This window comes from Streptomyces xanthochromogenes (assembly GCF_014650455.1).
GTDB classification, from domain to species: Bacteria; Actinomycetota; Actinomycetes; order Streptomycetales; family Streptomycetaceae; genus Streptomyces; species Streptomyces xanthochromogenes.
This window is the reverse complement of record NZ_BMUZ01000004.1, coordinates 650143-671877: the sequence shown is the minus strand read 5'-3', so window position 1 is coordinate 671877 and position 21735 is coordinate 650143. Positions and strand designations below refer to the sequence as shown.

20 protein-coding genes are annotated in these 21735 nt (G+C 72.3%); 6 read left to right on the top strand and 14 right to left on the bottom strand.

Features of this window, described 5'->3' with window-relative positions:
• Positions 1–62 precede the first annotated feature (62 nt).
• Both IE267_RS14060 and IE267_RS14055 read left to right on the top strand, forming a co-directional pair.
• The gene (locus tag IE267_RS14060; protein WP_189763413.1) at positions 63–1499 is read left to right on the top strand and encodes a benzaldehyde dehydrogenase; all 1437 of its coding nucleotides are present in this window, start codon (positions 63–65) and stop codon (positions 1497–1499) included.
• A gap of 74 nt (positions 1500–1573) precedes the next feature.
• Positions 1574–2497, top strand: coding sequence for an AEC family transporter (locus tag IE267_RS14055; protein ID WP_167151890.1), 924 nt, complete (start codon positions 1574–1576; stop codon positions 2495–2497).
• Positions 2498–2510: 13 nt separating this feature from the next.
• Here the strand turns inward: IE267_RS14055 and IE267_RS14050 are convergent, their stop codons facing one another.
• The 10 genes from IE267_RS14050 to trxA all read right to left on the bottom strand — a co-directional run bounded on the left by IE267_RS14050 (position 2511) and on the right by trxA (position 13829).
• On the bottom strand, positions 2511–3470 hold the full coding sequence (locus IE267_RS14050) for an endo alpha-1,4 polygalactosaminidase (RefSeq protein WP_189763412.1): 960 nt from the start codon (positions 3468–3470) through the stop codon (positions 2511–2513).
• A complete protein-coding gene (locus IE267_RS14045; protein WP_167155937.1) occupies positions 3467–4129 on the bottom strand; it encodes a spherulation-specific family 4 protein in 663 nt (220 codons plus the stop codon). Before IE267_RS14045 ends, IE267_RS14050 begins: the two co-directional genes overlap by 4 nt.
• Entirely contained in the window at positions 4126–5034 is a 909-nt protein-coding gene (locus IE267_RS14040; RefSeq protein WP_189763411.1) for an NAD-dependent epimerase/dehydratase family protein, read from the bottom strand. The genes IE267_RS14045 and IE267_RS14040 overlap by 4 nt, the downstream gene beginning before the upstream one ends.
• Before the next feature lie 7 nt (positions 5035–5041).
• Entirely contained in the window at positions 5042–5755 is a 714-nt protein-coding gene (locus tag IE267_RS14035; RefSeq protein ID WP_167151884.1) for a sugar phosphate nucleotidyltransferase, read from the bottom strand.
• A gap of 30 nt (positions 5756–5785) precedes the next feature.
• Complete coding sequence (locus IE267_RS14030) at positions 5786–6787, bottom strand: GDP-mannose 4,6-dehydratase (protein ID WP_167151882.1); 1002 nt, start codon at positions 6785–6787, stop codon at positions 5786–5788.
• Between the two features lie 104 nt (positions 6788–6891).
• Positions 6892–8280, bottom strand: coding sequence for a hypothetical protein (locus tag IE267_RS14025; protein ID WP_189763410.1), 1389 nt, complete (start codon positions 8278–8280; stop codon positions 6892–6894).
• The gene (gene pelF, locus IE267_RS14020) at positions 8277–9827 is read right to left on the bottom strand and encodes a GT4 family glycosyltransferase PelF (protein ID WP_161258523.1); all 1551 of its coding nucleotides are present in this window, start codon (positions 9825–9827) and stop codon (positions 8277–8279) included. Before pelF ends, IE267_RS14025 begins: the two co-directional genes overlap by 4 nt.
• A 100-nt stretch (positions 9828–9927) precedes the next feature.
• Entirely contained in the window at positions 9928–12039 is a 2112-nt protein-coding gene (locus IE267_RS14015) for a hypothetical protein (RefSeq protein ID WP_189763495.1), read from the bottom strand.
• Positions 12040–12604: 565 nt separating this feature from the next.
• Complete coding sequence (locus tag IE267_RS14010; protein WP_189763409.1) at positions 12605–13135, bottom strand: hypothetical protein; 531 nt, start codon at positions 13133–13135, stop codon at positions 12605–12607.
• A gap of 301 nt (positions 13136–13436) precedes the next feature.
• Positions 13437–13829 (bottom strand): thioredoxin, encoded by a 393-nt coding sequence (trxA, locus tag IE267_RS14005; RefSeq protein WP_161258529.1) that lies wholly within the window; start codon positions 13827–13829, stop codon positions 13437–13439.
• 125 nt (positions 13830–13954) lie between these two features.
• Here trxA and IE267_RS14000 point away from each other — a divergent pair, with 125 nt between their 5' ends.
• On the top strand, positions 13955–15394 hold the full coding sequence (locus IE267_RS14000; protein ID WP_167151872.1) for a dihydrolipoyl dehydrogenase family protein: 1440 nt from the start codon (positions 13955–13957) through the stop codon (positions 15392–15394).
• A 47-nt stretch (positions 15395–15441) separates the two neighbouring features.
• On the opposite strand, the gene IE267_RS13995 is transcribed toward IE267_RS14000, so the two are convergent.
• Both IE267_RS13995 and IE267_RS13990 read right to left on the bottom strand, forming a co-directional pair.
• A complete protein-coding gene (locus tag IE267_RS13995; protein WP_189763408.1) occupies positions 15442–16449 on the bottom strand; it encodes an SDR family NAD(P)-dependent oxidoreductase in 1008 nt (335 codons plus the stop codon).
• Between the two features lie 66 nt (positions 16450–16515).
• The gene (locus IE267_RS13990; protein ID WP_189763407.1) at positions 16516–17256 is read right to left on the bottom strand and encodes a rhomboid family intramembrane serine protease; all 741 of its coding nucleotides are present in this window, start codon (positions 17254–17256) and stop codon (positions 16516–16518) included.
• A gap of 222 nt (positions 17257–17478) precedes the next feature.
• On the opposite strand from IE267_RS13990, the gene IE267_RS13985 reads away from it, so the two are divergent.
• From IE267_RS13985 to IE267_RS13975, 3 genes are all read left to right on the top strand, one after another.
• Positions 17479–17997, top strand: a complete 519-nt coding sequence (locus IE267_RS13985; protein ID WP_189763406.1) for a GNAT family N-acetyltransferase — start codon at positions 17479–17481, stop codon at positions 17995–17997.
• Positions 17998–18110: 113 nt separating this feature from the next.
• A complete protein-coding gene (locus IE267_RS13980) occupies positions 18111–19367 on the top strand; it encodes a phosphodiester glycosidase family protein (protein ID WP_189763405.1) in 1257 nt (418 codons plus the stop codon).
• 243 nt (positions 19368–19610) lie between these two features.
• On the top strand, positions 19611–20168 hold the full coding sequence (locus IE267_RS13975) for an MgtC/SapB family protein (RefSeq protein WP_189763404.1): 558 nt from the start codon (positions 19611–19613) through the stop codon (positions 20166–20168).
• On the opposite strand, the gene IE267_RS13970 is transcribed toward IE267_RS13975, so the two are convergent.
• Together IE267_RS13970 and IE267_RS13965 are read right to left on the bottom strand one after the other, a co-directional pair.
• On the bottom strand, positions 20131–21180 hold the full coding sequence (locus tag IE267_RS13970) for a M4 family metallopeptidase (protein ID WP_167151858.1): 1050 nt from the start codon (positions 21178–21180) through the stop codon (positions 20131–20133). The two genes, IE267_RS13975 and IE267_RS13970, sit on opposite strands and share 38 nt — an antisense overlap.
• Before the next feature lie 154 nt (positions 21181–21334).
• Complete coding sequence (locus IE267_RS13965) at positions 21335–21709, bottom strand: tetratricopeptide repeat protein (protein ID WP_161258551.1); 375 nt, start codon at positions 21707–21709, stop codon at positions 21335–21337.
• Between the last annotated feature and the right edge of the window lie 26 nt (positions 21710–21735).

Genomic DNA, 21735 nt, shown 5'->3' with positions numbered 1-21735 from the left:
CGAATCGCCGCCTTCCACAAGGGACTTCATCCCTCCGACGCGCAAGTGACTGGAGAGCCCTCATGACCCTGCTCGACCCCAAGACGTGGCAGCCCGCACGGCTCGCCGGGGATGAGTACGAGGTCGTCGAGCCCGCCACCGGCGAGTCGCTCGGCGCCGTCACCCTCGCCGACGGCGAGGACGTGGCGGCGGCAGCCGCAGTCGCCGTCGCGGCCCAGACCGCCTGGGCACGCACCCCGCACCCCGCACGCGCCGCCGTACTGCGCCGCGCCGGTGACCTCTTCGCGCACCACGCCGACGAACTGCGGGAATGGCTGGTGCGCGAGTCCGGCTCGGTCCCCGGCAAGGCCGACTTCGAGCTGCACGTCGCCGCCCAGGAGTGCTACGAGGCGGCCGCCCTAACCTCCCGGCCGCTGGGCGAGATGCTCCCGAGCGAACAGCCCCGGCTGTCCTACACCCGCCGGGTCCCGGTCGGCGTGGCCGGGGTGATCGCCCCGTTCAACGCCCCGCTCATCCTGTCCGTCCGCTCGGTGGCTCCCGCGCTCGCGCTGGGCAACGCGGTGCTGCTCAAGCCCGATCCGCGCACCGCGGTCTGCGGCGGCCTCGCGGTCGGGGCCGTGTTCGCCGAGGCCGGGCTGCCCGAGGGACTGCTGCACATCCTGCCCGGCGGCGCAGGGACCGGCCAGGCACTTGTGGCCGACCCCCGGATTCCCGTCATCTCCTTCACCGGGTCGACCGCCGCCGGCCGCCGTGTCGGCGAGGCGGCCGGACGCCAACTCAAGCGCGCCCACCTGGAGTTGGGCGGAAACTCCGCGCTCGTCATCCTCGCGGACGCGGACCTGGAGGGTGCCGTCGCCCAGGCCGCCTGGGGCTCCTACTTCCACCAGGGCCAGATCTGCATGACCACGGGCCGGCACCTCGTACACGACTCCCTGTACGACGAGTACATCGAGCGGCTCGCCGCCAAGGCCGAGGCGCTGACCGTCGGGGACCCCTACCGTGAGCGGGTCCACCTCGGCCCCGTCATCGACCGGGGCCAAGTCGCCAAGATCCACGCCCTGGTGGAGTCCAGCACCGCACGCGGCGCCCGGCTCGTCGCCGGCGGCAGCCACCGCGACCTCTTCTACCGCCCGACCGTCCTCGCCGACGTCGACGACCGCACCCCCGCCTACACCGAGGAGGTCTTCGGGCCGGTCGCGCCGGTGCGCTCCTTCGCGACCCTGGACGAGGCCGCGGCGCTTGCGGCGAGCGGCCCGTACGGTCTCTCGCTCGGCATCGTCACCCGGGACACCGCACTCGGCCTGGAGCTCGCGGACCGAGTACCGACCGGGATCGCCCACATCAACGACCAGACGGTCAACGACGAGGCGGTGGCCCCCTTCGGCGGGATCGCGGCCTCCGGCACCGGTGCCCGCTTCGGCGGGGGTGCCAACCTGGACGCCTTCACCGAACTGCGCTGGACCACCGTGCGCCGCGAGCCCGCCGACCACCCCTTCTGACCTGCGGGGACCGCTGTCCGCACAGCGCGACCCCGATCGCGAGGACCGGACACCGGTCGGGCATCCTTGGCCCGGTGCACTCGGTCTTCTCCGGATTCCTGCCCATCTGGACCATCACCGCGTTCGGCTGGGTCGCCGGGCGGTACGGCCTGCTCGGCGACCAGGCCCAACAGGTGCTCGGCCGCTTCGCGTTCACGTTCGCGATGCCCTCGCTGCTGTTCCTGACGATGGCGAAGTCCCGGCCCGGGGACCTCGCACAGCCCGGCGTCGCGGTCTTCGCCCTCAGCCTGCTCGCCGTCTTCGGGGCCGGCCTGGTGGCGAGCGGGCGGCTCTTCGGACGCAGGCGGGCCGAGCAGGCGATCGGAGCGATGGGCGCGTCCTATGTGAACTCGGCGAACCTCGGCATCCCGATCGCCGTGCACGTCCTGCACGACACCTCGTTCATCGTGGCCGCGGCCCTCTTCCAGATGCTGTTCATCACGCCGCTGATCCTGGTCCTCATCGAACTCGACGTACGCCGTGACGCACCCAGGCGATGGCTGCGCATGCTCCAACTCCCCCTGCGCAACCCGGTGGTCGGGGCCTCGGCCGCCGGGGTGGCCGTCGCCGGGCTCGGCCTCCACCCGCCCGCCGAGGTGACCTCACCGCTCACCATTCTCGGCGGCGGCGCCGTCCCCGCCGCCCTGTTCGCGCTCGGCATGTCGCTCACCGCGCGGACCACGGCCGCCCCGGGGGAGCGGGCCGAGCGCGCCCTGCTCGTCACCCTGAAGACGGCCGTGCAGCCGCTCCTGGCCTACGCGTTGGGACGCTGGGCCTTCGGGCTCGGCGGGCCCGAACTGTTCGCGGTGGTGCTCTGCGCAGGGCTGCCCACCGCACAGAACGCCTTCATCTTCGCCTCCGAATACCGCCTCGACACCGCGCTGCCCCGGGACACCGTGCTGCTCTCCACCCTCCTGTCGATGGCGTCCCTCTCGTTGATCGCGGTCCTGCTCGGCTGAGGGCGCAACCGTCTCAGCAGGGCTGACGCCACACGTCCAGCTTGAGGTTCTTGCGCATCGAGGAGAGCCCCAGCTTGTCGGACTCGGCACAGAAGTCCTTGGTGGGGAGCTCGTACTCGACGTGGAACACCGCCTTGTCCGCCTTCACGAACGGTGTGAGCTTCGCGCACTCGTCGTACTGCGCGCACTGCTCGTTGACCGCGAACTCGAAGTCGGGCACCAGCTCGGGGATCTGCTGGAGGTCGTTCTTGAGCCCCACCGCGAGGCCCCGCGCATGGGCGATCCCCGCGAGCATGCGGTTGTACGCCAGCTGGTCCGCGGCCGTGAGCGGGAAGCCCGTCTTGTTGGCGTAGCCGTCCATGAGGTCGGGCTCGACGCCGTCGAAGCCCTTCTGCTGGCACATGTCGAAGCGGCGCTCCATCAACGGCCGCAGCACATCGATCTGCCGGATGTCGAGCCAGCGCTCGCCCTCCCAGCCGTTGTTCTCGCCCTGCACCGAACTCGGGAAGTCCCCCTTGTCCGACCGGAAGTTCTCCCAGGCGCCGGCGTTGATGTAGCAGATCGCCTTGCGGCCCTGGCTGTGCAGCTTGGCGACATCGGCCGCGGTGTTCTCGAAGCCGTCGATGTCGTACACCGCGACGTCGGGGCCGTCCTGCACCCGGCCGTTGAGCTGCCACTGCCAGGCGGTGCCGGGCCTCGGCTGCCAGATCTTCGCCTTCGCCGGGCCGCTCGGAGCGGGCGGCGCGGGCGAGGAGGGCGACGAGGAAGGGGCGGTGCTGCCGGGCGACGGCTTGCCCGGTCTGCCGGGGGCCGGGGTGTGCGTGGGCGCGGGTGCGCTCGACGTCGGTGTGGGTTCGTCCGGGCCGTCCGCGTCGTCGTCGGAGGTGCCGGACGAGCAGGCGGTCGCGAGCAGCAGGAGCGTGACGGCGGTGCACAGCAGCGCGGTCGAACGGCGGGGCGGGGTGCGGTTCATGGTGTCTTTCCGGGAAGCACGGGCGGCAGCGCCGCCCACGGGTTGGGCAGCTCGCGCTCGACCACGCAGCACACGCCGGCGCCACGGTCCCCCGTCGTCCGCAGGGCGAGCGCGAGGAGCGCCCCGGGCACGCCGTACACCAAGTGGCAGAGCCGCTCGGGCGGTTGGCGGTCGGCCCAGCCGGGCCGGGAGAACGTGGACACATAGGTCGTCCAGTGTCCCTCGAAGGTGACCACCAGATCCGCCAGGCGCAGATAGCCGGGCGCGGGATGCACTCCCGGGTTGAGCACCAGCGTCGTGGTGCCCGCCTTCCGCGCGGCCCGGGTCACCTGCCGTACGAACGGCAGGCCGGTGCGGTCGGCGGGTGCCCGGTCGAAGAAGCAGCCGTCGGTGCCGTACCAGGCGCGATGACGGTCGATGTCCCGGACCACTTCGTCCAGGGGCCGGGCGCCGTAGTCCAGGTCGACATAGCCGAGCACCCGTACACCGGCCGAGCGCAGCGCCTCGACCGGGCCGGTGAACGCCGAATCCGGGGCGGTGCCCGGGCCGTCGGCCGCGTTCAGCACCACCCCGTACACATCGTCCGCCGCCTCGGCGAGCCGCCGCCAGGCGGCCGGGTCCTCGGCGGGGTGGACGTAGAGGGGAACCAGCAGCATCAGTGCACCGGTTCCCGGTCCGGCTCGGCGCACACGGCCGCCCACAGTGCCGCCACCGAGCCGGCGAGGTCGTGCCGGGGCGACCAGCCGAGCGTGGTGCGGGCCGCGGCCGGGTCGGAACACTGCCAGGGCACGTCCGCCGAGCGCGCCGAACCCTCGGCGTTCTCCTCGATGTGGCCCTTGAACCCGGCCGCGCGGGCCAGCTCGTGCACCAACTCCCGGACGGGTACTGCCTGTCCACGGGAGATGTTCAGGATCGGGGGCAGCGGGCCGCCGCCGGTCGCCGCGAGGACCGCGGCGTGCGCGACGTCCCGCGCGTCCACGAAGTCGCGGTGCGCGGAGAGGTCGCCGAGGCGTACCGAGGACCGGGGTCCGAGGTCGCGCAGTTGACGGGCCAGCCGGCCCGGCAGCCCGGCGGCGGGCGCGCCGGGACCGACCGGGTTGGTGATCCGCAGCACCACGGCGTCGAGCCCCGACGAGGTGACGGCCAGGGTGCCGGCCAGCTTCGTGGCCCCGTACAGCGTGGTGGGCCGGGCCGCGGTCTGCTCGGTGACGCGTTCTCCGATGCCGCTCGGCCCGTACTCGGCCGCGGAGCCGAGGTGGACGAGCCTGGCGGTCGGGGCCGCCTCGCGCAGGGCCGCGCACAGCACGGCGGGGCCCCGGACGTTGACCTCGGCGAGGGGCACGGACTGCGGGCCGACCGCGCCCGCGCAGTTGACGACCGCGTCGGGCGCGAACGAGAAGAGCTGTTCGGCGAGTTGGGCCGGGGCGACGGTGGCGAGGTCCACGGCGAGGTCCGACGTGGAGCTCCGGCCCGTGCCGAAGTACCGCACGCCGGGCAGGGCACGCAACTCCTGGGCGACATGGCCGCCCAGGTAGCCGCTGTGCCCCAGTACGAGGATGCGCATGGGGCGGTCAGGCCCCCTTCAGCAGGAGGGAACGGTGGGTGGTGAACTCGGCGTTGGCCCGGTCGTAGTCGTCCGGGCGCCCTATGTCCAGCCAGTAGCCCTCGAACGCGTAGGCGTGCGGCGGGGTTTCGGCCTTGAGCAGGTCCAGGACCAGCTCGTCGAAGCCCAGCGGCAGGCCGGGCGTGTAGTTGGCCAGCGTGTCGAGCGACAGGCCGTACACGCCCATCGACACCCGGTAGTCCATGCTCGGCTTCTCGGTGAAGGCGACCACCTTGGTGTCGTCGGTGGTCAGCACCCCGAAGTCGATGTGCACCTTGCGGGCGTAGGTGGCGATGGTCAGCGGCGCGCCGCTGGTCCGGTGCTGGGTGAGCACGTCCGCGTAGTCGAGGTCGGTCAGGATGTCCCCGTTCATGACGAGGAAGGATTCCGGCAGCCGGTCCCGCATGGTCAGGAGCGGGCCGATGGTGCCGAGCGGGCTCTCCTCGGTGCTGTAGTCGATGTCCAGGCCCCAGCGTTCGCCGTCGCCCACGTAGGCGCGGATGATCTGGCCGAGGTGGCCGATGGCGATGGTGCAGCTGGTGAACCCGGAGGCCGCGAGCTGGCGCAGCACGATCTCCAGGATCGCGTGCTGGTCGCCGATCGGGACCAGCGGCTTGGGCAGCGCCGTGGTGTACGGCCGCAGCCGGACGCCCTTGCCTCCGGCGAGTATCACTGCGTGCATGGGAGCCTCCCTAGGGTGGGGACTGCAGAGTCAGATGTTGTAGATGCCGGTCTTGTAGCGTGCGAGGTTGCCCGGGTCGCGGAAGAACTCCGCGGTCCGCTCAAGGCCCGACTCCAGGCCGAACCCCGGCTGCCAGCCGGTGGCCTCGGTGAGCCGGCTCGCGTCCGCCACCAGACGCATCACTTCGGAGTTGGCGGGCCGGATGCGCTGCTCGTCCTCGCGGACGTCGAGCTCGGCGCCCATGACCTTGCCGATGAGCCGCACCAGGTCCCCGACCGATATCTCGGTGCCGGTACCGGCGTTGAACGTGCGCCCCACGACGCGCTCGGCGGGGGCGGTGCCCACCGCGAGGAAGGCCCGCGCGGTGTCGGCGGCGAACGTGAAGTCCCGGGTGGGGCGCAGATCGCCGAGTGTGATGGTGCGTTCGCCCGCCGCGACCTGGCCGATGACGGTGGGGATCACGGCTCGCATCGACTGGCGCGGCCCGTAGGTGTTGAACGGCCGCAGCGTGACCACCGGCGTCGCGAAGCTCGCGAAGTAGCTGTCCGCGAGCCGGTCCCCGCCGGCCTTCGAAGCGGCGTACGGGGACTGGGTGTTGATGGGGTGGTCCTCGCTGATCGGCACGGTCTGCGCGGTGCCGTACGTCTCGCTGGTGGACGTGTGCACCAGGCGCGGCGTGCCGAGGGCGCGGACCGCCTCCAGGACGTTCAGCGTGCCCGTGACGTTGGTGTCCACGTAACTGTGCGGGGCCTGGTACGAATACGGGATCGCGATCAGGGCAGCCAAGTGGTAGACGGCTTCGGCGCCCTCGATCAGACCGCGTACCGAGCCGGGGTCGCGGACGTCGCCGAGGACGATGTCCACCTGGTCGAGGACCTCGGGGGACAGCGTCTCCAGCCAGCCGTAGGACGAGAACGAGTTGTACTGGGCCATCGCGCGGACCCGGTGGCCCGAGGCGACGAGGGCCTCGGTCAGGTGGCTTCCGATGAAGCCTTCGGCTCCGGTGACGGCGACAAGCGGTGCGGAGGACAACTGCCGCTCCTCTCAAGGTGGTTCGGTACGTGTGGTGATCGTTCGCGTGCGGTGTGTGAGGCCCGTGGTCCGGCTGGGGCGCCGGGTGGGGCCGTGGTGCGGGGTCAGGCGTGTGCCGTGGGCCGCCCGAGCAGGTGCAGGGTGGTGCCCGTCAGGGCCAGGGCGGCGGCCGTACAACAGAGGAACTCGGTGAGCGGTCCCGGCGGCGGTGCGGCCAGGGCCGCCGAGGCCACCCCGGTCGCGGCCGCGAGGCTGACCGCGGCCGGCACCCAGGCGATGCCGAACGCCTGGAGCAGCAGCGCCGTCCACAGCAGGGCGGCGAGCGCGAGCAGGGGTGCGGGCTCCGCGCCGGTGAGCAGTGCGGCCGGGATCAGGGGCAGCAGGTAGACGAGCAGGCAGCCGCCGAGGACGGCGGCCGAGCGCCACCGGAAGGCGGCCGGGGTGGCCGTCGCCCGCAGCGCCGCGACCGACAGGCCCCGGTAGCGGTAGAGCAGCCACTCGGCGGGGCCCATGCTGAGGGTCAGTGCGATCACCGCCAGTGGATGCTGCTGCCCGGCGAAGGCCACCAGCACTCCGGCGGCGAGCCCGAACAGGCCGTACGGGAGCGATGCCACCAGCGGCGGACTCACCGGGGCGGACGCGGCGGGCAGCTTCAGCGTCCCGCGCAGACAGTGGGCGGCGGCCCCGGCCACCAGGACGAGCGTGAACACGCTGATCCCGATCCGCAGCGGCGCGCCCGGCTCGCGGAACGGCAGCGCGGCGGCCCCGACCATCAGCGGGGCGAGCGCGCCGAGCAGGAGCCGCTCGCGGGCCAGGACCAGCAGGACGCCGGCCGCCGCGAGATAGCAGGACTGACCCGCCACGAAGAACGCGGCGGGGCTCGGCCCCACGATCGCCAGGCCCGTCACGAAGGCGAGCAGCGCACCGAGCGGCGCGCCCGCCATCAGGGTGCGGGCCGCCTCGGCCCGGCCCGAGGCCATCCGCAGATAGGCCCGGTGGCCGAGCCCCTGCCCCCAGGCCCACGAGATCAGGCCCGCCACGACCAGGGCGAGCACCGCCCGGTCGCTCTGCCACAGCCGTGCGGTGAGCGGATAGGCGAGCCCGGGCAGCGCGAACAGCGCGCCGCGCAGCCCACAGCGCACCGGGTCGGGCTTCCAGGGGTCGGCGGCCGCGGGCGGCTCCGGGAAGCTGCGCGGTACCCGGCCGTACAGGTCCTCGGCCAGCGCGAACAGATTGCGGTGGCCGTACTCGTCCGCGATCTGCTGGGCCGTCAGGCCCTCCGACTCCAGGACCGCCGCCACCTCGTAGGCGTGGACGGCGGGCCCTATCTGATCGGCGAGTTCGGCGGCGAGACGGTCCACCGCCGCGTCCTTGCCCCACCGTGCGGGCCGCCGGCCCGGCAGGCGGAGCGTCATCGTCGACTCGGTGGCGAGCCGCAGGGTCAGGGTGTCGTCGCGGCCGTCGGGCGGCTCCAGACGGATGGGCCCGCTCACCCCGCCACCCGGCTCAGCTCATCGGCCGGCACCCCGGCCCGTACCAGGCGCAGCGCCATGGTGGCGTCCTCGCTGTCGTCCCTGCGCCGCGCCGGGACGAGCCGGTCGCGTGCGGAGAGTTCGAGATAGATGGCCCGGAAGGTGTCGACGGTCTGGCGCAGGGTGAACTGCTCGACGACGCGCAGCCGCGCCGCTTCCCCCATCGCCGCCCGACGGGCCGGATCGCCCAGGAGCTCCAGAGCGGCCGCCGCCATCGCGGCCGGATCGCGCGGCGGCACCACGAGACCGGTCTCGCCGACCGCCTCGCGCACCCCGCCCACATCCGTCGAGACCGTGGCCCGGCCGCAGCTCATCGCCTCGATGAGCGTGAAGGGGAAGCCCTCGCTGATGCTGGACAGCATGACCACGTTCCCCGCGGCGTAGGCGTCCCTGATGTCCTCGACGCGGCCCTCGAAGGTGACCGCCCCGCCTTGGTCGAGCGATTGGGCGAGCGCCTCGCAGCGCTCCCGGTAGGCCTCGCCGCCCCGGGGCGTGCCGCCGAACAGCCGCAGCGTCGCCTCGGGCAGCTCGGCACGCACCTTGGCGAAGGCGCGGATGAGCGTCTCCAGGTCCTTGATCGGGTCGACCCGCCCCGCCCAGCTGAGCGTCGGTGCGGTCGGCTCGGGTCCGGCGGGCGGGAATGCCGCCGGGTCGACCCCGTTGTAGACGGTGCGTATGAGCTGGGGGTCGGCCCCGCCCTGCTCCTCCCACAGCCGGTTGTACTGGTTGCCCGGCGTGATCAGCGCGGCCCGGCGGTACGTTTCCTCGGCGAGCAGCCGGAAGAACCCCAGCAGGACGGCCTTGACCGGCCAGCGGTAGGGCGCGGTGCGGTAGCCGAGGTAGCGCTCGCGCAGATAGACCCCGTGTTCGGTCAACAGCAGCGGCACGCCGTGGAGTTCGGCGCCGACGAGGCCGGGAAGCACCGCCACGCCCCCGCTGACCGCGTGCGAGACGCCGTGGGTGGGCGGGGCCGCGGCGAGCGGCCGCAGCGCGTGCTCCAGGAGCGCGGTCGCGGTGACCGCGTCGTGCAACGTCGGCCGGGCCTCGCGCACCGCGAGCCCCGGCCGGTTCCACACCTCGGTGAGGACCCGTATCGCCGCGTCACCGCGCAGCGCGGGGCTGAGCTGTCCGTCGCGGGCGGCCCGGGCCATCTCGTACAGGGCCGGCCCGAAACCGTCCTCGGCCGAGGGGTCGAGCAGGGCGGTCAGGAAGCGTTCGTACGCGGCCATGAGGCGCCGTTCCTGTCGGCCCCGCGGGGCCGAACCACCGGGCGCGGGACCCCACATGGGGACCGAGACGGCCTCGGAGGCGTGCGGCGGGAGGTCCCAGACGGTGGCTTCGCGTCCGGTACCGGTGACCGCGATGATGTCGAAGTCGATGTCGGGCATTCCGGTGACGAGCTGGTCGCACCAGACGCTCACCCCGCCGTGGCTGTGCGGATAGGTGCCCTCGGTGAGCAGGGTGACCCGCGCCGCGCCGGAGCGCGGCGCGCGGTGTGGTACGTGCATGCATGCGCTCCGCGGCTGAAGAGAGCGGTGGGTGGTGAATACGGCCCCGCGGTCCGCCGCCGCGGTGGCGGCGGACCTTCGGAGCTGGAGCGGACCGGTGTCAGCGCCGCTCGGCGCTGTACGGAACCGGCTTGGTGACACCGGCGGGGACCGGCGTGTGCGGTGCGCTCCCCGGTGTCGCGCGCCCGGCGGAGGCCGCCGGGCGGGACTGCGGGGCCAGGGCCCGCGCGGGGGCCGGAGCCAGGGACAGGGCGACGCTGCTCTGCCCGGACGCCGGCGACACCCAGCCGGACACGCTCCCGGCATAGGCCTGGCCGAACGCGGTGGTGCCGCTGCCCAGGACCTGGCTGGTGCCGTTCGGCATCGTCGCGGTGACGGCCACGCCCGAGGGGGCCTGCACGGTCACGCTGTCGCCGATCCGGTACGCGGTGACCTGGCCGGCCTTGACCGCGGCGTTCCAGGCGCCCCGGTTGCGCAGCTCGGCGCCGATGTCCTTCATCCGCAGGTTCACCAGCGGCGCGCTCGCCGCGTACAGCGCCTTGTACTGGTCGAGCACCCCGTCGAGCACGGGGTAACCGATCCGGTCCTCGGCGAGGTTGGACTGGTGGATGAAGTGCGGCCTGGGGTCGTTGCCGAGCACATGGCCGAGGGCGACCCGGGTCTCCAGGGGCACGATGTGGCCCGCGTACCCGGTGGCCGGGTCGAGCGGCGCGGGCAGACACGTGGTGTTCGGCAGGTCGTCGCACAGACCGCTGCCGCCCTGGGTGCGGCTGGTGTAGATCCAGTTGTACTCGTCGACCTGCTCGGTGGCGTGGCCCGCGTTGTAGAAGATGTTGATCGGGTAGCGGGCGACGGTGAGCGCCGGGCCGACCTGTCGCTGCTCGGGGTCGCGCGACATGTCGGCACCCAGCCACGCGATCCTGTTCGTGGTGAGGGAGGGCGCCAAGTAGGGGTTGTCCTGCGGCTGTTGGGGCAGGAGCTTCATGCCGGAGTGCTCTCCGGTGACCAACTCGTCGGACTCGACCGGAAGTCCGGCACCCTGTGCCCACTGCTGGTTGTCGGATATCTCCTTGGATATCTCCGACTGGCTGACGTACTTGGTGGAGCCGTCCGGGTTCGTCGCGCACTTCCACGGCACGACCGTGACGTTCTGCTCGCAGCCCAGGAAAGCGTGGTCGTAGGTGTGGTTGATCCAGCGGAAGTCGCCCTTGGACGCTACGAATTCGTCGGCCAGCTCGTCGGCGCCGTTGTGGTTCTCGCGGTACTCGACGCTGCCGCCGCCGTTGTAGGCGAGGTCGAGCGTGAAGCCGCGGGACTTCTCCCAGGCGACGGCGTTCTTCACGTCGGCCGGGGTCATCCGGATGGAGTCCTCGACGCCCTGCCCGGGCGGGCAGTCCACGTCGCCCGGCGTGCAGTTGAGGGTGGAGTCCCACCGGTCGTCACCGGCGAAGACGTCGTCCACGTGGACCGCGAAGTAGTTCCGGGAGGCGCCGAGCCGGACGTTCTGCGTCATCCAGTCGACGATGCCCCGGGCGAGCAGCTTGAACTGCTCCTGGTACTGGTTGTACGCGAAGGTGACGACCAGCTCGCGGCGCCCGTCGTGGCGGTATTCGCCGACGAGGCTGCCGTTGCCGGACTTGCCGGGGATCGGCGCCTCGACGTAGCTCGTGAAGTCCGCGCCCGCGGCCGGCTGGGCGAGGAAGGCGTAACTCTCTCCCACCGAGGGGGAGTTGTCCTCGAACGGCACGCTCCCGTTGAGGTAGCCGAACGGTCCGGTGCCGCGCCCGGCGGCGGTCACCTGGGCCTTGATGCCGTCCACCGAGCCGCTGTAGCCGCTCGTGGCGGCCGGCTGCAGACCCACCTGCGGACGCGCGTAGGTGTAGGCGTCGACCTGGGGTATCGCATACGTCTTCTCGTACGCGGAGAGCGCGGCCATTTCGGCGGAGCCGGCCGGGAAGGGGTTGTCGTTCGGCAGCACCACGGCCTGGAACTTGGCCCGGGGCGCGCCGTTCACGGTGTCGGCGAGGAACGCCTGGTCGATCACGGGGCGGCCGGACTGCGTCAGATCGACCTCGGTGTACGGAGTGCCCTCGCCGTCGAGCTCGGCGGTGATGGCATCGGTGGCGGGCCCGCCGTCCGACACGACCAGGACCTTGAGGTCGACGCGCGGCGCGGGCGTCGCCGAGTACGCCGGCGCCGCCGGTAGGCCCATGGCCAGCAGAACCGTGCCTGCAGCCAGGCCGGTGATGTGTCTGCTGCGGTGTGTATTCCGCTTCACGCGGTGAAGTCCCCTCCCCTGGAGGTCCGTTCGGCTCCCCTGCCTGTGCGGACCCCGCCCACGGCGCAACGGCCGCGCCCCGATGAGGAGGGCCTGCCGTTCCGCTCTGACGCGTCACATAGTGCGGGTCTTCGAGGAGTTTTCGAGTGGCTACTGTGAAACATGACGAAAAAATGTGGGCTACGTGATGGGGCGCAGGCCGGTGCACGAACCGGTGTGAGCCGTTCCGGTCCTTCGCGCCGGGATGCGCCGGGCCCGGAAAATCGGAGCAGTCCGGCGGGGTAACCGCTTTCGGTACAGGGGGCGCACGCGGGCGCAAACCACCAATGGTCCAGACAACCAGGCGTTCCGGGACGTATACGGTTTTCGGCCACACGAGCGAAACATCCGCTCGAATCCGCGCCGTCGAAGGTGGTTTTCAGACACACGAAACCGGCCGACCCGGGGGGATGGGCCGACCGGCGAACGTGGGCCGCGGAGAAGGGCGGCCGGTGTGGTGCTAGCGGGTGCCTGCCGGGGTGGGAGTGGCGCAGTTGACCCGCAGCGTCGGGGAGTTGAAGGTGCCGTCCTTGTGGCTCTGGCTGTCGTTGTACTCGTAGTAGACGTACGAGTAGAACGCGATGTTGCCGTTGCAGCCCGAGTCCGCGGCCACCTGGACCGGGATGGTGACCGTGCGGCTGGTGCCGGGCGCGACCGGCACGGAGTAGTTGACCCCGATCGTGGTGGTGCCGGTCCCGGTGCAGGTCACGCCGGTCCCGGAACACGAGGCGAGCGCGTACTTGAGGTCGGCGCGCTGGGTGGTCGCCCAGGTCGGCTGCACCGACTGGTAGACGAACCACACATCGGTGGTCTGGTTGTTCGTGAAGGTCATGCTCAGGTTGACCGTGCTGCCGGGCGTGGCCGTGGTCGCGTCCGCGCTGAAGCTCACGTCCGGGGTGGCGGCACTGGCGGACTGGCCCATGCCGAACAGGGCGAGGGAGGAGGCAAGGGCAGCGGCGAGGCCGAAACGCCTCAGGTGTGTGATTCGCATGAGGACGGAGAGTAGGAGGAAGACCACGCAACGTCCGCCGGATCCGCACATGGTGAGGAGCTGCTGGCTCGAACCCGGCGGGCACGAACTGGCCGTCGGACGAAGCCGGTTGGGCTCTTGACGGAATACCGTCCGCAGCCCGGAGGGGGCGCGGCCCACGGCCGCGGCCGAACGCCTGACCGATAATCGATGCTGCCCGGCACACCCAGCAATGGCGCATTCCGCCCCCGGACGCGGCACGGCCCCCTGCCCCGGAAGGGGAGGGGGCCGTGCGCCGCGGGAGGGCCCTGCGGCCGCGCGTTCAGTCCTGCTGCGGGGTCTGCTGCTGCGCCTGCTGCTGTGCCGCCTCGACCGACTTGCGGACCTCGTCCATGTCCAGCCCGCGGGCCTGGCCGATGACGTCCTCCAGGGCCGCCTCGGGCAGCGCGCCCGGCTGGGCGAAGACCGCCACGTTGTCGCGGACGATCATCAGGGTCGGGATCGACCGGATCTCGAAGGCCTGCGCCAGCTCCTGCTGGGCCTCGGTGTCCACCTTCGCGAAGACGAGGTCGTCATGGCGCTCGGACGCGGCCTCGTACACCGGGGCGAACTGGCGGCACGGGCCGCACCACGACGCCCAGAAGTCGATCAGCACGAACCCGTTGTCGGACACGACCGAATCGAAGTTCTCCTTGGTCAGCTCGACAGTGGCCATCACTCACACCTCTTCCCGGCCCCGGGGGTGGGACCGTTTCGCACAACCGCGTGCTCGGACGCGGTATTCCATCCTTGGCGGGTGCCCCTGTGGCCACCGAGTACACCGGGCACCAGACTGTGCGTATGACGGAAGCCGAGGAATACGACGTGGTGGTGCTGGGTGCGGGACCGGTGGGCGAGAACGTCGCCGACCGGGTGCGCGCGGCCGGCCTGAGCTGTGCGGTGGTGGAGAGCGAACTGGTCGGGGGCGAGTGCTCGTACTGGGCCTGCATGCCCAGCAAGGCCCTGCTCCGCCCGGTCGTCGCGCGGGCCGAGGCCCGCAGGGTGCCGGGACTGCGCCAGTCGGTGCAGGGCCCGCTCGACGTCCAGGCCGTCCTGGAGCACCGCGACGACTACACCTCGCACTGGAAGGACGACGGCCAGGTCGAGTGGCTCGACGGCATCGGCGTCCACCTCTACCGCGGCCACGGGCGTCTGTACGGCACCCGCAAGGTCAGCGTCACCAGCCCCGAGGGCGAGCACCACGTCCTCACCGCCCGGCACGCCGTCGCCGTCTGCACCGGCAGCCGCGCCCAGCTCCCCGACCTTCCGGGCCTCGCCGATGTGAACCCCTGGACCAGCCGCGAGGCCACCAGCGCACAGCAGGCGCCGGGCCGGCTCGTGGTGGTCGGCGGGGGAGTGGTGGCCGTCGAGATGGCCACCGCCTGGCAGGCCCTGGGCTCCCGGGTCACCGTCCTGGTGCGCGGCGAGGGGCTGCTGCCGAAGATGGAGCCGTTCGCCGGGGAGCTGGTCGCCGACGCGCTGCGCGAGGCGGGCGCCGAGCTGCGGACGCACACCTCGGTCACGGACGTCGTACGCAATGTGTCGACCGGCGCGGTGACGGTCTCGGTGCGCGGGCCCGAGGGCGACGAGCGCCTTGAGGCCGACGAGATCCTCTTCGCGACCGGCCGGGCCCCCCGCACGGACGACATCGGCCTGGAGACCGTCGGCCTGGAGCCCGGCTCCTGGCTGCCCGTCGACGACTCCTGTCGCGTCGAGGGCAGCGACTGGCTGTACGCGGTCGGCGATGTGAACCACCGGGCGCTCCTGACCCACCAGGGCAAGTACCAGGCCAGGATCTCGGGCGCGGCCATCGCGGCCCGTGCCGCCGGGACGCCGGTCCTGGAGAGCGACCCCTGGGGCGCCCACGCGGCGACCGCCGACCACGCGGCCGTGCCGCAGGTCGTCTTCACCGATCCCGAGGCCGCGTCCGCCGGGCTCACCCTCGCCGAGGCACAGGCCGCGGGCCACCGGGTGCGGGCGGTCGACTACGACATGAGCGGCGTCGCAGGCGCCGGGCTCTACGCCGACGGCTACACGGGCCGGGCCCGCATGGTCGTCGACGAGGACCGGGGAGTCGTGCTCGGAGTCACCTTCGTCGGGCCCGGCGTCGGCGAGCTGATCCACTCGGCGACCGTGGCCATCGCGGGCGAGGTTCCGCTGGAGCGGCTGTGGCACGCCGTCCCCTCCTACCCGACGATCAGCGAGGTGTGGCTGCGCCTCCTGGAGACCTACCGGGGCTGAGCCCGGCCCGGGGCCGCTCGACGGCGACCCGATCCGCCGGACGGTCCCTACGCGGCGAACACGTCGACGCCGGTCAGCTCGGCGGACAGCGCCCACAGGCGGGCGGCCTGCTCGGGGTCGGTCGCGTGCGGGCGCACACCGGCGGTGAGCGCTTCGGCGTCGAGCTCCCCGTCGGTGACCCCGTTGGCACCCGCGGCGGCGGGCTCGGCGACGTCGCAGTCCTCGCAGTAGACGCCGCCGAGGCCGGCGAGCTGCGGGGAGGTCGCCGCCCAGACCTGGGTGGCGGCGCCCTGCTCGGGGGTCTTGAAGTCGAGCGACCAGTTGCCCTCGGCGTCGACCCAGCCCGCCGCGACGCGCTCCTCGTCGGTGACGTGGCGCACCAGCGGGGTGTTGATCTCGCCGGGGTGTACCGCGAACGCGCGGACTCCGGCGTCCCGGCCCAGCCGGTCGAGGTGCACGGCGAACAGCACGTTGGCGGTCTTGGCCTGCCCGTACGCCTGCCACTTCTCGTAGCCGAGCCGGAAGTGCGGGTCGTCCCAGCGGATGGCGGAGAGCTGGTGGCCCCGCGAGGAGACAGCCACGACCCGGGCGCCGCCGTCGGCGAGGGCCGGCCACAGCCGGTTGACCAGGGCGTAGTGCCCGAGGTGGTTCGTGGCGAACTGGGCCTCCCAGCCCGGGCCCACCCGGGTTTCGGGGCAGGCCATCACACCGGCGCTGTTGATCAGGACGTCGATGGTGCGGCCGGAGGCGAGGAAGCGGTCGGCGAAGGCGCGCACGCTGTCGAGGTCGGCGAGGTCGAGCGTGTCGACCTCCGTGTCCGCGATGTCCGCGACCGCCGCTCGGGCGACGTCGAGCCGCCGGGAGGGGACGACGACGTGGGCGCCCGCCTCGGCGAGCGCGCGGGTCGTCGCCAGGCCGATGCCGGAGTAGCCGCCGGTGACGACCGCGAGCTTTCCGGTGAGGTCGGTCCCGGCGAGCACGTCCGCCGTGGTGCTGCGGGCTCCGAAGCCCGATCCGGTGCTGTGCTGAGGGGTGTACCGCTCGGAAGTGGTCATGTCGACGAAGCTACGAGTTGAAGTGCACTCTCAGTCAACTGGCTTTTTCTGCCGGTGGGTTGACGGTCATCGTCCCTCTAGATCGCCCTTCGGCCCGGGAGCGGCCTCGCCCTCGGACCGGTGCTCGGGGGAGCGGGGCTGCACCGCTTCCGGGTCGGCCGCCACCGGCTGCCACACCCGGGGCCAGCGGCGCTGGACGAGGGCCGCGACCAGGCCCGCCGCGATGCCGGTGATCATGGGCTCGCCGTGGCCGTCGCCGAGCAGCAGCAGGAGGGCGCCGTCCACGACGATCGCTGCGGCGAGCAGATAGTGGCGCCGACCGGGACGGATGAGCAGGGCGAGTCCGGCGATGCTGGTGGCGAGCCGGAAGGTGAGCCCCGAGTTCCCGCCCCCGGGAGGCCCGTGGACCAGGAACGTGTCCACGCTGAACACGAGCATCAGGGCCGGGACGAACGCCAGCATCATCCGGCTGCCCCACACCCGCTCGGCGGCGTATCCGATGAGGGCCAGGACGAAGAGGTTGAACGCGGTTCCGCCGACTCCGCCGTCCTGCACCATGAAGGAGGTGTACGCCCGCCACCACTGGCCATGATCGATGATCTTGTCCGAGTCCCGGTGCAGGACGTCGTAGATCCCCGGGAACGCGAACTGGAGCAGCGAGGGAATCGCGACGATCAGCCACAGGCCGATCGCCACCTTCGGCGGCTTGCGAAGGCTGAACGTCCGCTGGGGCAGACCGTCCATGACCTTCATGACCGCAACGATCATCAAGACGTACAGGACGGGCGACAGAAAATGGTCGGTCATGACCCTTATCTACCCCGAGCCCCTCCCGGCCTGCCCCCACCACGCGGTATCGGCCACGCCCGCCGGGCACTCCGAACACCCGTTGCGGTAGGCCGCGTACGCCTTCAACTGGTCCCCGGGGCGCGGGAATTCGGCTTGATCCCGTCGGCGGGCGCGAGTGCCTGGCGGGGCTGGAGTGCAGCCGGGGGCGGAGGAGCACCGCCGGTGCGTAATACTCCCTGTATGACTTCACGCATTACGTCGCCCCGGGTGGGAGGCGGGCTGGACATTCGGCGCGCGACCGCCCGGGACGGCAAGCGGCTGACCCGTCTGGTGCGAAACTCCCGCGCCTACGAGGGCCCGTACGCGCCGATGGTCGACGGATACCGGGTGGGGCCGGACTACATCGAGACCCACGAGGTGCACGTGGCGGTCGACCGCGACGGCCGGGTGCTCGGCTTCTACGCGCTGGTCCTGACGCCGCCGGAGCTGGATCTGCTGTTCGTCGCTAACGATGCCCAGGGGCTCGGCGTCGGCCGTCTCCTGGTCGGTCATCTGCGGGAGCGGGCGCGCGCCGCGGGCCTCGACCGGGTGCGCATCGTCTCGCACCCGCCCGCCGAGGGCTTCTACCTCGGGGTGGGCGCGCACCGGATCGGTGTCGTGCCGGCCGACCCGCCCGCCGTGATGTGGGACCGGCCGGAGCTCGAACTCCCCGTGGGCGAACGGGGTCATCCGGTTGCCCCTGGCCGATATGCCGGATAAGCCCACTTGCGTTATGAATCGGCTTGGCAGGCCATCCGCGACTGCCACCGCGCCGGAGGGGGCCCTCCGTGCGATGGGGCCGCGGGGCTCCGAGACGGCCGAGAGAGGGCGACATGGCGGACAGCGCGGGACAGCCGGGGGACGACGGCGTGCGGGGCGACCGGAGCGGCCGTGGCGCGGTGCCTCCCAGCGGCGCGACGGCGGTCGGCCGGCGGCGCCGGCTGCCGTGGAAGGCCCGCAGTGATCTGACGGCTCATCAACTCAAACGGCGCAAACTGGCCACGCGGGGTGCGCTCGCGGCGTGCCTGCTGTGCGTCGGCGCGGTCGGCTACTCGGTGGGCGAGGCGCTGACGTACCCGGGCGACGACAGCACGGCGGCCCGTCTCGCCGGGTGGGCCCGCGAGCACGAGATGGGCGTGGTCGTCGACAAGCTGGAGAACCTGCAGTACCGGATCGACCCCCCGGAGGTCGGCGGCTCCCTGCCGAGTGCCGCCCTGGCCCGGATGCGGGCGACGGCCCCGCCGGTCCCGGTCCACCACCAGAACGTGCCGCTGCGCGCCCCGATGCGGCCACTGGTCAGCCCGGGGCTGCCGGGCGAGGGGGTGTGGCGGGTGCTCAGCGCCGCGCACGGCGACCCCGTCGTCCAGGGCACCTATGTGCGGCCCGACGCCGACCACACCTCCTACCAGGCGGCCATCGCCTGGATCAGCGGCAAGAAGGCGCGCTTCGAACTGCACCCCGGGGTGCGCGAGCCCGGCGGCACCTTCTCCGTCCCGCCCAACGTCCCGGAGGGGAGGCGCACCGGCCTCCTCGCCACTTGGAACGGCGGCTTCAAGGTCACCGACGGCGGTTCGCGCGGCGGCTTCTACCTCGGCGGAGAGACGGCGGGGGAGCTGCGCGACGGCGCGGCGTCGGAGGTCTTCTACAAGGACGGATCGATCAGGATCGGCCAGTGGGGGCGCGACATGCGCATGACGCCCGATGTGGTCGGCGTGCGCCAGTGCCTCGACCTCATGGTCGACGGCGGCAAGGTCGTGCCGGACATCGACGTCGACTCCAAGTGGGGCGCCACCGACCAGAGCCGCATGTTCGTCGAGCGCTCGGGCGTCGGGGTGACCGCGCAGGGCGATGTCGTCATGGTCGTCGGCCAGGCCCTCACCGCCCGCACCCTGGCCGAACTCATGCAACACGCGGGTGCCGTGCGCGCGATGCCGCTCGACATGAACCGGGCCTGGCCCTCCTTCATGAGCTACGACCCCACGAAGAACCCGGCCAACCCCGAGCCCACCAACATCCTCGACTTCGACAACCCTCCGGAGCGCTACTACAACCAGGCGACCAGGGACTTCGTGGCCGTCTACGCGAAGTGACCGGACCGGCCATGCCTCTACTTGCACGGATGTGCAAATAGAGGCTACGGTCGACACGTCAGGACGGAGAGACCGGGAACCAGGCCCAGGGGGTGAGGACATGGAGCGAAGTCGCGGCGGCGCGGACCGGCATCGGACGCGCGACCCCCTGTCCCCACACCCCCGCGGCCCCCGGTAACGCCCCTCGGCGTGCCGCGAGGCCGGCACGTCCGGCCGCCCGCGGCCGGGTGAGAGGAGCTTTCCGTGTCCACCCTCACCACCTTCGACTTCGCGCTGCGGCTCGCCGTCGGCGTCGGCTGCGGCGCGCTGATCGGGATCGAGCGCCAGTGGCGGGCCCGCACCGCGGGGCTGCGCACCAACGCCCTGGTCGCCGCCGGGGCCACCCTGTTCGTGCTCTACAGCGAGGCGGTCGGCGACGAGACGAGCCCCACCCGGGTCGCCTCCTACGTCGTCTCCGGCATCGGATTCCTCGGCGGCGGCGTCATCCTGCGCGACGGCGCCTCCGTGCACGGCCTCAACACCGCGGCCACACTGTGGTGTTCGGCCGCGCTCGGAGTCCTCGCCGCGTCCGGCCGGCTCGACCTCGCGCTGATCGGCACCGCGGCCGTCCTCGCCGTGCATCTGCTGCTGCGCCCCGCGGGCCGCCTGCTCGACCGGGCGCCCGCGCCCCGTTTCGGCCCCGAGACGTCCGAGGTCGAGGACGTACGGGACGAGGCCCGGGCCCCCGCCGGATGCGACCGGCCGGTCGTGGGCCGGCCGTCCGTCAGGTTGCCGGCACGCCGACCTGGGACCAGGCCTTGAGCACCGCCTGGATCTCGTCGCTCTCGCCGTAGAGGCTGCGCGCGGTCGCCGCGGTGAGCCGCGCGAAGTCGGCGAACTGGGCGTCCTTGTCGAGTTCGCCGCCGGTGAGGGTGGCGTACCAGATCTTCCCGGCGCGCTCCCAGGCGTTGCCGCCGAGCGCGGTGGCCAGCAGGTAGAAGGCGTGGTTGGGGATGCCCGAGTTGATGTGCACCCCGCCGTTGTCGCGGCTCGTGCGGACGTAGTCCTTCATCGTGCCCGGCTGCGGGTCCTTGCCGAGCTGCGGGTCGTCGTACGCCGTGCCGGGCGCCTTCATCGAGCGCAGCGCCTCGCCGTGGACGCCGGGGCCGAGCAGGCCCGCGCCGATGAGCCAGTCGGCCCGGTCCGCGCTCTGGCCGAGGGCGTACTGCTTGATGAGCGTGCCGAACACGTCGGACACCGACTCGTTGAGCGCACCCGACTGGCCGAAGTAGTCGAGGTTCGCCGTGTACTGCGTGACCCCGTGCGTCAGTTCGTGGCCGATGACGTCGACCGGCAGGGTGAAGTCGAGGAACAGCTCGCCGTCCCCGTCGCCGAACACCATCTGCTCGCCGTTCCAGAAGGCGTTGTCGTACTTCTCGCCGTAGTGCACGCTCGCGACCAGCGGCAGCCCGGAGTCGTCGATGGAGTGGCGCCCGTACGCCTTCAGATACAACTCGAACGTGGCACCCAGGCCCGCGTGCGCGCGGTTGACGGTGGCGTCGTTCGAGGGCTGGTCGCTCTCCGCGTGCACCTTGGTGCCGGGCAGCGTCTCCTGGTGCCCGGCGTCGTAGATGGTGCGGTCGGGCTTGTCGGACGGCGAGCCGGTGGGGGCGGCGGCGCCGCGGACCGTGGTGATCCGGCGCTGGGTGCGCAGCTGGGCGTCGTGCTCCAGGGTGCGGCGCGCGGGCCCGTACACGGCGGGGTCCTCGTGCTGGGCGAGCCGGTCGAGGATGTGAGGGGGGATGACGGAGCAGAAAACGGCGGGATTGTTCATGCCCAGCAATGTCGCACAGGGTGACGCAACTGTCACCGCACGCAGTCGAGTTGGCTGGAATATGACGTCCGAAGGGCGCCCCTGGTCGGTCAGGGGCGCCCGTGCCGTCCGTGGTCCGCGGGCCCGCGCCCGCGAGCCCCGTCGAGTGCGGGACTCAGGCTCCGGACTCGGGGAACTCGCCGGCCATGGCGGCGGCCATCCGCAGATGCGGAGCCGCCTCGGCCGGGCGGCCCTGGCGCTCCAGGGTGCGGCCCAGCATCAGTGCGGCGTACTGCTCGACCGGGTCGCGGGCGAGCACGGCCCGCAGTTCCGCCTCGGCCTTCTTCAGCTGGGCCGAGTGGTAGTAGGCGCGGGCCAGGAGCAGGCGGGGTGCCACCTGCTCGGGCACCTCGGCGACCAGGCCGGTCAGGATGCCCGCGGCCGTGACGTACTCCTTGGCCTCGAAGAACATCAGGGCCCGGCTCCAGCGGTCGGCCGCGGTGCCGAACTCGTAGTAGCTGTCGGTGACTTCATCGCGTGCAGTGGTCATGGGGCGTCCTGTTCCGCGGCCCCGGG

Coding starts and splice junctions, on each gene's coding strand:
- IE267_RS14060 (WP_189763413.1), top strand. CDS start 63: ATGACCCTGCTCGACCCCAAGACGTGGCAGCCCGCACGGCTCGCCGGG.
- IE267_RS14050 (WP_189763412.1), bottom strand. CDS start 3,470: ATGAACCGCACCCCGCCCCGCCGTTCGACCGCGCTGCTGTGCACCGCC.
- IE267_RS14040 (WP_189763411.1), bottom strand. CDS start 5,034: ATGCGCATCCTCGTACTGGGGCACAGCGGCTACCTGGGCGGCCATGTC.
- IE267_RS14035 (WP_167151884.1), bottom strand. CDS start 5,755: ATGCACGCAGTGATACTCGCCGGAGGCAAGGGCGTCCGGCTGCGGCCG.
- pelF (WP_161258523.1), bottom strand. CDS start 9,827: ATGCACGTACCACACCGCGCGCCGCGCTCCGGCGCGGCGCGGGTCACC.
- IE267_RS14015 (WP_189763495.1), bottom strand. CDS start 12,039: ATGGGCCTACCGGCGGCGCCGGCGTACTCGGCGACGCCCGCGCCGCGC.
- IE267_RS14010 (WP_189763409.1), bottom strand. CDS start 13,135: ATGCGAATCACACACCTGAGGCGTTTCGGCCTCGCCGCTGCCCTTGCC.
- trxA (WP_161258529.1), bottom strand. CDS start 13,829: ATGGCCACTGTCGAGCTGACCAAGGAGAACTTCGATTCGGTCGTGTCC.
- IE267_RS14000 (WP_167151872.1), top strand. CDS start 13,955: ATGACGGAAGCCGAGGAATACGACGTGGTGGTGCTGGGTGCGGGACCG.
- IE267_RS13995 (WP_189763408.1), bottom strand. CDS start 16,449: ATGACCACTTCCGAGCGGTACACCCCTCAGCACAGCACCGGATCGGGC.
- IE267_RS13990 (WP_189763407.1), bottom strand. CDS start 17,256: ATGACCGACCATTTTCTGTCGCCCGTCCTGTACGTCTTGATGATCGTT.
- IE267_RS13985 (WP_189763406.1), top strand. CDS start 17,479: ATGACTTCACGCATTACGTCGCCCCGGGTGGGAGGCGGGCTGGACATT.
- IE267_RS13980 (WP_189763405.1), top strand. CDS start 18,111: ATGGCGGACAGCGCGGGACAGCCGGGGGACGACGGCGTGCGGGGCGAC.
- IE267_RS13970 (WP_167151858.1), bottom strand. CDS start 21,180: ATGAACAATCCCGCCGTTTTCTGCTCCGTCATCCCCCCTCACATCCTC.
- IE267_RS13965 (WP_161258551.1), bottom strand. CDS start 21,709: ATGACCACTGCACGCGATGAAGTCACCGACAGCTACTACGAGTTCGGC.